Origin of the sequence: Bradyrhizobium sp., from assembly GCF_036009065.1 — a bacterium.
Lineage (GTDB): Bacteria > Pseudomonadota > Alphaproteobacteria > Rhizobiales > Xanthobacteraceae > Bradyrhizobium.
This window is the reverse complement of record NZ_DASYMN010000193.1, coordinates 1-9,459: the sequence shown is the minus strand read 5'-3', so window position 1 is coordinate 9,459 and position 9,459 is coordinate 1. Positions and strand designations below refer to the sequence as shown.

Here is a 9,459-nt window from a genome sequence, read left to right as displayed (position 1 = left end):
CGGGATAGAACTGGTCGTCCCATGTCGAGTAGAGCGAGTTGGTCCAGTACACGCGTTTGCCGTCGCGGCTGATCTCCACCATCTGCGGACCGCCGGCATAGGCCTTGCCGTTCGGATGCGGCGTGCGGCGGACAATGCCGCCGATGTGCACCGAGCCCGCAAGTTTTGGCTTTCTCGGGTCGGTGACATCGTATTGACGCATCTCGCCGGTGCCCCAGCACGAGACGTAGAGAAACTTGTCATCCATCGACAAGTCGATGTCGGTTACCAGCGGGGGAACGGCGCCAAAGCCCTGCAGAAGCGGCGGCAGCTGTTCCTTGGGCGCGGGTTCGGCTGGGATCGTTGCAGTTTTTTCGATATGGAATTTGCCGCCTTCGCGCCACCAGGTCCAGATCGAGCCTTCGAGGTTGGTGGTATCGACCACGACGCCGAGGAAGCCGTATTCGCGAACCGGATCGTGAGCGGGGCGAACTTCCAGTGCCATTTGATGGTTGGCGCCGAGATCTATGGTCTGGACGTTTCGCCGGGCCCGCAGATCCCAGAAGTGGATGCGATGGCCGTACTTGTTCGAAAGCAAATCCTCCGGCACGATTCCGTTCTCGAACTGCGGCGGCAACGCCCACTCGCTCGTCACCATGTAATCGCGCGGCAGGTTCCACCAGAAGTCATAGTGCAGCGTTTGCGGACCGCGATCGATCTCCCATCGCCCGAGCACCTCGAATGTCTGGCAGTCCATGATGAAGACGCCGGGCGGACCATCGGTGCCATCCTTGCCGCCGCCGCCGAGCGTAGAGACGTAGATTCCTTCCGGCCCGCAATGGATGGTGTGGGGCCGCGAGTAGCCGGTCTTCTTGAAGATTTCCTCGGGCTCGATGATCTTGTGAATCTTCGCACTTGTGGGATCCGGTTTGGTATCCACCACATAAATCCGCGAGGACCGGATGCCGGGGATGATGAGATAGCGCCGCTCCAGGAATGCGTGCCCGGTGAGCGGCGACAGCGCCGACGAGCAGGCATTCCAGCCGAAATGGTGAAACTCGTCGCCCTTGTTCGGCATCGTCACCGTGTGGACGACCTGGCTGTAGGTCGCAGAGCCCGGCTTTACGTCGATCACCGCGAGCGCATCGGGTTTCGAGGCGTCCGGGCTGAGCAGCAAGGTGTATGCAAAATTCTCCGGCGGAGCTTCCATTGCAAGCTTCGGCGATGCGTGAAACGTCGGGTCCGGCCTCATTGTCATCGGTCTGCCTCCCTGTTTGCGTGGACGTCCACGGGTTCGTCATCATACAACCATCAAACCCGTCCGGTGAAAAGAACGATGGCGGCTGCGACACGCAAACCGATCGAGGTAAGCCGTGTGCCGAGCCACATATGCACCGTCATCCTGAGGAGCCGCGCTCTTGCGCGGCGTCTCGAAGGATCGCCCCGGGTGCTTGCGGCCATCCTTCGAGGCTCGCCGCTTTGCGGCGAGCACCTCAGGATGACGGCGGAACTTGTTGCGCGCGAAAGACGCAGAGCACCAGACCGGCAGCTGTCTCGATCACACCGCGGCGATCGTCTGCACTTCGACCAGGAAAGCTTCCTTGACCAGCCGGTCGACCATGAGAAGCGTGTTCGGGGGATACTTGCCGTCCGGAAACATTTTTGGGAATTCGCGCAACCGGAATTCCATGAATTTCGGGATGTCCTGCGAATGGACGAGGTAGGTCGTGAACTGAACGACATTGGCCCAGGATGCGCCGGCTGATTTCAGCGCCGCCTCGATATTGCGAAACACCTGCGCGGTCTGAACGTCGAAATCACCCTCGCCGATGACATTGCCCGCGGCGTCGCCCGACAGCATGCCCGCGATAAACAGGAATTCGTTGGCCCTGACGCGCGTCACATGGGTGTACTGCCCCATCGGAGGGCCGAGTTGCTCGGGATTGTAGATGTTGATTTCGGCAGGCATTGTTTTTCCTTTCTGCCTTGAGTGCAATTCAGATTGAAGCGGCGCGCGTCACCTCTCCCCGCAGGGGAGAGGTCGAAGCCGGAGCGCAGCGCAGGCTTCAGGTGAGGGACTCTCCACACGTTCGAACTCGCGGATAGACCCCTCACCCGTCTCGCATCTTCGATGCGAGACGACCTCTCCCCTGCGGGGAGAGGTAAAAACCTCACCCCGGCTTGATCCCGGCTGCCTGCATGACCGGCAGCAGCCGCCCTTCCTCAGCATCGCGAAATGCCTTGATCTCCGCCGGTGAGGCTGGCCAAGGCGTTGCGCCGAGGTCGGAGTAGCGCGCTTTCAACGCCGGATCGGCGAGCGCCCTTACCGTGAGCGCGTTGATTTGCGCCACAAGATCGGCCTTCATGTTCGCTGGTCCGATCATGGCGGTCCATGAGGTGATCTCATATCCAGGCAGCACCTCGGCAAAAGTCGGCACGTCCGGAAGCTCGGCAATGCGCGCCCTCGCGGTGACGGCGACCGGCTTGATCTGCCCGGCGCGCACACTCGGCAGCGAGCCCGGCAGATTGTCGAACAACAGATCGACGCGGCCTCCGAGCAGATCGGTCAGCGCCGGGCCGGCTCCCTTGTATGGGATGTGGGTCACTTCCACGCCGGCCATGCTGTTCATCATCTCGCCCGACAGATGCAGCGTCGTGCCGAATCCCGCCGATGCATAGGTGTATTTGCGCGGCTCCTTCCTGAACGCGGCCAGCAATTCCTTCAGGTCGGAAGAGAACAGGTCCTTCCTGGCGGAGAGGATATTCGGCAGCTGCCACATGCCGCCGATGAAGGTGAAATCGCCGCGCGGGTCATAGGGCAGTTTTGCGTAGCTTCCGATCGCAAGCACGTTGCTGGCAATGCCGCCGAGACCGACGGTGTAGCCGTCCGGCGCTGCCTTCGCGACGGTGTCCGCGCCCAGCACGCCGCCCGCGCCCGCCCTGTTCTCGACAACGAATGACTGTCCGGACAACTCGCTCATCTTCTGGCACAGAATGCGCGACAGCGTGTCGGTTGCTCCCCCGGCCGGAAAACCGTTGACATAGCGCACCGTCCGGGCCGGCCAGGCCTCCTGCGAAACAGCAATGCGAGGCGCCAGCAGCGGCGTGGCGATCGAGGAGCCGAGAATGGTCAGCAAAGTGCGGCGGTTCACAGGCGTGGGCAACGACATCACGTTCCTCCATCGAATTCCGCAAAGCGCAATGGCGTGATTGTGGTCAGGTATACAAGCGCGTCAAGGCTGCTTGCGGGATCCGGATCAATGCGCCATTGCATGGCGCATGTCCGCCCACGATTCGCCGCAAGCCATCCGCCTCGAAGATTCCATCCTTGACGTCCTGATGCGCGCCGGCGCCGGCACGCTGAGTGCGCCGGAAATCGCCCATGCGATTTCGCCTGATGGCGACTGGCACGGGCTGTTGATGCCGATCCGCCGCGCCGCGGTCGCGCTGGCGCAGGCCGGCCGCCTCGTCATCTATCGCAAGGGCAAGCCGGCCGATCCCGATGATTTCCGCGGCGTCTATCGGCTCGGCCTGCCGCGGCAGGATTGAGCCGTTCCTTTGCGGCGCTGCCGATGTGGGCGGAGGGTTCTGCGCTCAGGTTTGTGCCGCGAGCGCGGCAAACACCGTCTCCGGCGCGTGCGCAATCACGGCCAGCAGCGCCCGCGCAGGTCCGCGCGGCATGCGCTTGCCCTGCTCCCAGTTGCGGATGGTTTCGACGGGCACGCCGAGCCGCGCGGCGAATTCGATCTGGGTCAGCCGCGCCCGCCGGCGCAGCTCGCGGGCGGTTGGCGCCGTTGCACCGGCAGATGCGATGACAGGGAGCGCCGGCGCAAACGGAAATTCCCGCCCGTCCCGCAATTCGACGATCCGTCCGTCCGCTTTCAGCCGCAGGCGCTGCATGTTCGACCTCTGCAGGGATGGTCGGCGATGCGCGTTAAAGTCCGATGAATGGCAAGGCTATTTCAGCCCGAACCACAGCGTCGCGATGCCGAGGAAGGAGAAGAAGCCGACCACGTCGGTGACGGTGGTCACGAAGGTGCCCGACGCCACCGCCGGATCGGCGCGCACCCGCTCCAGCACCATCGGAATCAGGATGCCGCCGAGCGCGCCGGCAACCAGGTTGCACAGCATCGCGAGCCCGATCACGACGCCGAGGCCGGGAATCTTGAACCAGGCTACCGCGGCAACGCCGGTGATGATGGCGAAGGCAAGGCCGTTGACGAGGCCGACCAGCGCTTCGCGTATCACCACCCGAAAGGCATTGTTGGAGCCGAGTTCGCGGGTCGCCAGCGCCCGCACCGCAACCGTCATGGTCTGGGTGGCGGCATTGCCGCCCTGGCTGGCCACGATCGGGGCCAGCACCGCCAGCGCCACCATTTGTTCCAGCTGCCCCTCGAACAGGCCCAACACCGACGACGCCAGAAACGCCGTGGCAAGATTGACCAGCAGCCAGTTGAAGCGGCCCCTGGCGATGGTCCAGACGCTGTCCGACAGCTCTTCGTCGCTGGTGACGCCGCCGAGCGCTTTCAGGTCTTCCTCGGCCTCTTCCTCGATGACGTCGACCACGTCGTCGATGGTGATGACCCCGACCAGCCGGTTTTCGGTATCGATGACGGGCGCAGCGACCAGATTATACTTGCCGAACAGCCGTGCCACCTCCTCCTGATCGTCCATCACCGAGACGCGGCGGCGGTCCTCGTCGATCAGGTCGGCAAGCGGCACCGGGCGGCGCGCACGCAGCAACGCGTCGAGCGAAATCGCACCCTGCCAATGCTGGGCGCTGTCGACCGCGTAGAGTTCGTAGAAACGGTCGGGCAGGTCCGGCGTGTCGCGCATGTAGTCGATCGCCTGCCCGACGGTCCACTCCGGCGGCACCGCGATGAACTCGGTCTGCATCCGCCGGCCGGCGGAATTTTCCGGATAAAGCAGGCGGCGCTCGAGCGCGACGCGCTCGGAATGCGGCAGTTTTTCGAGAATCTCCTCCTGGTCCTCTTCGTCGAGGCCTTCCAGCAGTTCGACGGCATCGTCGGATTCCAGTTCGCGGACGCCTTCGGCGACCGTCTCGGGCTCGAGTTCTTCGAGGATTTCCTCACGGACGGTGTCATCGACTTCGTTCAGCGCCGAAAAGTCGAAGTCGGCGCCGGTGAGTTCCACCAGACGGGGCCGGTCATCTTGGTCGAGCGCCTCGATCAGGTCGCCGAGGTCGGCCTCATGCAGTTCGGCCACGATCTCACGCAAAAAAGCCGCATCGGCGGCCTGAACTGCGCGCGAGACTTTTTCGACAAATTCGGGACGGATGTCGCCGTCTTCATCCCGCATCGGAAGACGATCGAGCACGGATGCATGGGCGGCATCGGCGGATTGGGCAACGTCCACATCATCGGCCATGCCGCGCCTCGCCGGTTGTTACAGGTTTACGCCTAGCGTGCTTTGAGCGAATTGCGCTATCGAAAGGCGGCGAATTCGCGCTGCTGTCGTGCATTACCCAATCGGCAATGCCAAGCGCAATGATAAATGTAGATGCGCGAAGGCGTTTCGCGCCGGGAAGATGTCATGATCAAGTTGAGAGCCGCAACCCTGGCCTTGCTTGCCTGCACGGCGAGCGCGCAGGCGGCGGACTGCCCGCGCAAGGACACACTTGGCACCTCGCGCATTCTCGCGGTCGATGCGGCGCACTACCCGCGCGCTGGACTGAAGAACTTTCCACAGACCCTGCCGCTCGACGACCACGAGGTGGTGCTGACCTTCGACGACGGTCCATCGCCCCCGACGACGTCGCGGGTTCTGGCGGCGCTGGCGAGAGAGTGTGCGCGCGCGACGTTCTTCCTGGTCGGAAAACCCGCGTCCGAACATCCCGAGATGGTGCGGAAGATAGCCGCCGAGGGCCATAGCGTCGGCCATCACACCTGGTCGCACCGCAGTCTATCGCGGATCAAGCCCAGCGAGACCGACGAAGAAATCGATCGCGGCATCGCCGCAGTGGAAAAGGCGCTGCACGGTACCGCGACCAGCACGCCGAGCACGCCGTTCTTTCGTTTTCCCGGTTTTGAACCACCCCGGCCACGCTCGATCTGCTGCAATCCCGCGCCATCATGGTGTTCGGCGCCGACCTGTGGGCCAGCGACTGGGAAACCATGACGCCGAAGCAACAGTTGAAGCTGCTGATCGACCGACTCGAGGCCGACCGCAAGGGAATTATTCTGCTGCATGACCCCCGAGAGCAAACCGCCGCCATGCTGCCCGATTTCCTGCGCTATCTGAAGGACAACCACTATCGCGTGGTCCATCTGGTGCCGGCGGCGCCGGACAAAAAGCCGGATCAGGTTCCTTCCGCCGCGAATTTATCCCCAGGCGGTAAGCACGATTAAGGCCCCGTTCATGGCACAGCCTGTAGTTTGCTCGATTGAACAGTGATGGTATTTTGCAGATGGGTAAGGCGTTGAGCGGAAACGGGGCACGGCAGCTGGCCGTGCTTTTTTTGGGCATGCTAGCCTCCGGCATAGCCGTCGGCACCGCGGCCGCGGCCGATTGCCCGGGCAATCCCGGCGCACTCGGAACCTCGCGAACACTGGTTGTCGATCCCCGCGAGCATCCGCGGATCGGCACCATGCAATATGCCGAAACGCTGCCGCTGCAGGACCACGAGGTGGTGCTGACGTTTGACGACGGCCCGCTGCCGCCGCACAGCACCCAGGTTCTGGATATTCTCGCCGCGCAATGCGTGAAGGCGACGTTTTTCATCATCGGCCGCATGGCGCGCGACTATCCGGAAGGCGTCCGCAAAGTCCGCGACGCCGGTCATACCATCGGTACCCATAGCCAAAATCATCCCCTGGGCATGAACCGGCTGCCGATCGAACGCGCCCGGCAGGAGATCGACGACGGCATCGCCGCGACCGCCGCTGCGCTGGGTGGCGCCAGCTCGCTCGCGCCGTTTTTCCGGATTCCCGGCCTGCGCCGCGCCGGGGACGTTGAGGATTATCTTGCTGCCAGGGGTATCCAGACGTGGAGCGCCGATTTTCCGGCCGATGACTGGAGGCGTGTTTCCTCGGCGCGGGTGTACGACCTCGCGATGCAGCGGCTCGAGGCCAAGGGCAAGGGCATCCTGCTGCTGCACGACATCCAGGCACGCACCGTCGCCGCGCTACCGAAAATCCTGCATGAACTGAAGGCGCGCGGCTATCGCATCGTCCATGTGGTACCGGCGACGCCCGATCAGCCAGCGACGCCGACCGAGCCGCAGCAATGGCAGCCGCATCCGATATCGGAGACAGTGGCGACGTCGCGCTGGCCGAAAATTCCCGGTTTCGTGTTTACCAGCGCGGAGACCCTTCCCGCGCCCGCTGTATCGGATTCGGATCGGCGCGAAGGCATGCTGGTGTCGCTGCCGGAATCGTTCGAGCGTCCAGGACGGCTCGCGCACGGCGGGATACCGTTACCGCCGCGAGCGCCGTGGCCCAGTCTGTCGCCGCTCGCGGCGGGCGCAGCACGAACACCCTTGCCCGTGCCTGGCAAAGATATTTTCGAGATCCAGGAACGATCCAGCGCGGCAGCGCAACAGGCTGTGGTCTCATCAGCACATCATGCAGAACGCACGCACGCTCCCGCCGGAAACGACGCAGACGCAATCGCAAAACTGATCTCGATCCATGCCAGCGCCTCCAGGCGCATGATCCCGGGAAGCCATCGCATTACCGAACCGGGATTGAAGCGCGTGCCGCTGACGGCGCACTGAGACGGCGGGTCGACCTCAAGCATCCGCTCGGGTCTGCGCCTGACTTTGAAGCCGTCGCGCGACTCTGAGGTGACCGCTGTACAAATCAAGCTGGATGGTTTCATCTATCGCAAGCTGGTGGTTTTGTCGCAGTCGTCACGACCGCTAGCGCAACAAACCACATGATTTGCGCCGCAGCTGTACTAAAGCATCCCCCCTTTCCCGTCGAGCAAAGCCGGCATCCGTCCGACCAAGCCGGGTCTCGGGCCTGTGCGACGCCACGCGGGCTTTCGCGCGGGTCGGAGGCTCCCGGCTTGCACAAAGCATCCGATTGACGGTGCGTGTCGCAGACGTTCCTCTGGCTGTCCCAGATCCTATCTTCAATCGAAAACACGCCCCCAGTTCCAGCGTCGGACACCTTCCCTTCAGGCTCCGTGGCAGACGCCTTGAAGATGGGGCACCAAAGCGCTATGTTAGACAAAATCCATTTTTGTCTAACATACAAGGAAATTCCATGGCAAAGGCATCAGCGAACAAGCCCCGGCTGCTCCGGACGAAACAGAGGAGAGCTGCATCCAAGGGCAACTCGGTACTGATAAAGACCTTTAAGCGTGAGCTTGCGACCAGCGGGCTTGTCGTAAGCAAGGCACGATTTGAAGCGGTCATGCTGGCGGCGGAACAATCTGGCCTTCTGAGCGAAAAAGGCAGCCGCATCGGCGGCCGGGTGAGTCCTGCCCTGGTCCGGCAGGCCAAGCGCCAGACGGGCATCGAGACGGATACGGACTTGATCGAGTTTGCGTTGGCGACGGTCGCACTTGAGGACAATTTCGCAGAGGCGTTCAAGGAGTCTCGAGGCAAGGTCGATCCAATGTTGAAGCTCGGTTTCTAAGGTGGCGGAATTCGACTTTGACGCGGCGCGACGTTGGGCGCGGTTCGATCTGGAAAACACGCTGGCACGGCGCAGCGACGATGAACTTCCATTCGTCAGCGCCAGCCTGACCGCCGGACAGGGACTACTGCTCGATACCTGCGTCTATATCGATCAAATGCAAGATCGTTCGCCTCAAGTCCTGGACCACCTGATCGCGCAGCGACAAGTCAACCATTCGACTGTGGCGATCCAGGCGTTAATGCACACGGTCGGCGTGTTGAAGCCGTCCGACGCCCGAACCGCTTCTGTCGTCGATGTGATCGGCAAGCAGATCAAAGCGATGCCGCCACATCGGATTTTTGCGCCGGACATAGAGGTGCTGGGACGAGCCGCGCTGCTATCGGGGATTCTCTGCCGCCTCCAGGGATATCAAAAGGACGGCAAGCTCCGCGCGCTTCAGGACAGCGTGCTCTTCCTGCAGGGGCAAAAGCTCGGCCTCGTTGTCCTGACTGCAAATGTCGGCGACTATGATATTCTACTCCAGCTCATACCAACCGGACGCGTGCTGTTCTATCGTTCGAAATGACCCCCATCGCGAGATCTTGGCTCAAACAGTGCTGACCGCCACAAGAGCGAACGCTGGAAGCACATCGGAGAAACGCTGATGGAAAAGTTCAAAGATTAGACTCATAGCGAGTAACAACGTGGAATAGACATCGCGAAAATATTTTTCGCATCAATAGCTTATCGCCTGTGGTGCGCTCGGAGGGACTCGAACCCCCACGATTTTACTCACTGCCACCTCAAGGCAGCGCGTCTACCAATTCCGCCACGAGCGCAAGGATCGATGGATGGGTCGGGCTTGCGCCCGGCCGGATCGACGGCGCCGATGTAA

The 9,459-nt window shown here is 62.5% G+C and carries 9 protein-coding genes, 1 tRNA gene and 1 pseudogene; 5 read left to right on the top strand and 6 right to left on the bottom strand.

Features of this window, described 5'->3' with window-relative positions; all coding sequences use genetic code 11:
• The 3 genes from VGP39_RS11540 to VGP39_RS11530 all read right to left on the bottom strand — a co-directional run.
• On the bottom strand, nucleotides 1–1,237 hold a 1,237-nt coding region (locus tag VGP39_RS11540), incomplete at its 3' end, for a selenium-binding protein SBP56-related protein (protein WP_327568235.1).
• Nucleotides 1,238–1,537: 300 nt separating this feature from the next.
• The gene (locus VGP39_RS11535; RefSeq protein ID WP_327568234.1) at nucleotides 1,538–1,948 is read right to left on the bottom strand and encodes a RidA family protein; all 411 of its coding nucleotides are present in this window, start codon (nucleotides 1,946–1,948) and stop codon (nucleotides 1,538–1,540) included.
• Nucleotides 1,949–2,150: 202 nt separating this feature from the next.
• Nucleotides 2,151–3,149: a Bug family tripartite tricarboxylate transporter substrate binding protein gene (locus VGP39_RS11530; protein ID WP_327568233.1), complete on the bottom strand. Its 999-nt coding sequence runs from the start codon at nucleotides 3,147–3,149 to the stop codon at nucleotides 2,151–2,153.
• A gap of 109 nt (nucleotides 3,150–3,258) precedes the next feature.
• Between VGP39_RS11530 and VGP39_RS11525 the strand changes: the two genes are divergently transcribed.
• Nucleotides 3,259–3,528, top strand: a complete 270-nt coding sequence (locus VGP39_RS11525; protein WP_327568232.1) for a DUF3253 domain-containing protein — start codon at nucleotides 3,259–3,261, stop codon at nucleotides 3,526–3,528.
• A gap of 45 nt (nucleotides 3,529–3,573) precedes the next feature.
• Here VGP39_RS11525 and VGP39_RS11520 read toward each other — a convergent pair whose 3' ends face one another.
• Both VGP39_RS11520 and mgtE read right to left on the bottom strand, forming a co-directional pair.
• Entirely contained in the window at nucleotides 3,574–3,879 is a 306-nt protein-coding gene (locus tag VGP39_RS11520) for a helix-turn-helix domain-containing protein (protein WP_327568231.1), read from the bottom strand.
• Between the two features lie 57 nt (nucleotides 3,880–3,936).
• Nucleotides 3,937–5,367: a magnesium transporter gene (gene mgtE, locus VGP39_RS11515; RefSeq protein ID WP_327568230.1), complete on the bottom strand. Its 1,431-nt coding sequence runs from the start codon at nucleotides 5,365–5,367 to the stop codon at nucleotides 3,937–3,939.
• A gap of 165 nt (nucleotides 5,368–5,532) precedes the next feature.
• On the opposite strand from mgtE, the pseudogene VGP39_RS11510 reads away from it, so the two are divergent.
• From VGP39_RS11510 to VGP39_RS11495, 4 genes and pseudogenes are all read left to right on the top strand, one after another.
• A pseudogene (locus VGP39_RS11510) lies at nucleotides 5,533–6,347 on the top strand (polysaccharide deacetylase family protein).
• Nucleotides 6,348–6,406: 59 nt separating this feature from the next.
• Entirely contained in the window at nucleotides 6,407–7,714 is a 1,308-nt protein-coding gene (locus VGP39_RS11505) for a polysaccharide deacetylase family protein (protein WP_414644642.1), read from the top strand.
• Nucleotides 7,715–8,207: 493 nt separating this feature from the next.
• Nucleotides 8,208–8,582: a hypothetical protein gene (locus VGP39_RS11500; RefSeq protein ID WP_327568229.1), complete on the top strand. Its 375-nt coding sequence runs from the start codon at nucleotides 8,208–8,210 to the stop codon at nucleotides 8,580–8,582.
• Nucleotide 8,583: 1 nt separating this feature from the next.
• Nucleotides 8,584–9,150: a DNA-binding protein gene (locus VGP39_RS11495; protein ID WP_327568228.1), complete on the top strand. Its 567-nt coding sequence runs from the start codon at nucleotides 8,584–8,586 to the stop codon at nucleotides 9,148–9,150.
• Nucleotides 9,151–9,318: 168 nt separating this feature from the next.
• On the opposite strand, the gene VGP39_RS11490 is transcribed toward VGP39_RS11495, so the two are convergent.
• Nucleotides 9,319–9,403: transfer RNA gene (locus tag VGP39_RS11490), tRNA-Leu, on the bottom strand.
• Between the last annotated feature and the right edge of the window lie 56 nt (nucleotides 9,404–9,459).

Coding starts and splice junctions, on each gene's coding strand:
- VGP39_RS11520 (WP_327568231.1), bottom strand. CDS start 3,879: ATGCAGCGCCTGCGGCTGAAAGCGGACGGACGGATCGTCGAATTGCGG.
- mgtE (WP_327568230.1), bottom strand. CDS start 5,367: ATGGCCGATGATGTGGACGTTGCCCAATCCGCCGATGCCGCCCATGCA.
- VGP39_RS11500 (WP_327568229.1), top strand. CDS start 8,208: ATGGCAAAGGCATCAGCGAACAAGCCCCGGCTGCTCCGGACGAAACAG.
- VGP39_RS11535 (WP_327568234.1), bottom strand. CDS start 1,948: ATGCCTGCCGAAATCAACATCTACAATCCCGAGCAACTCGGCCCTCCG.
- VGP39_RS11530 (WP_327568233.1), bottom strand. CDS start 3,149: ATGTCGTTGCCCACGCCTGTGAACCGCCGCACTTTGCTGACCATTCTC.
- VGP39_RS11505 (WP_414644642.1), top strand. CDS start 6,407: ATGGGTAAGGCGTTGAGCGGAAACGGGGCACGGCAGCTGGCCGTGCTT.
- VGP39_RS11525 (WP_327568232.1), top strand. CDS start 3,259: ATGTCCGCCCACGATTCGCCGCAAGCCATCCGCCTCGAAGATTCCATC.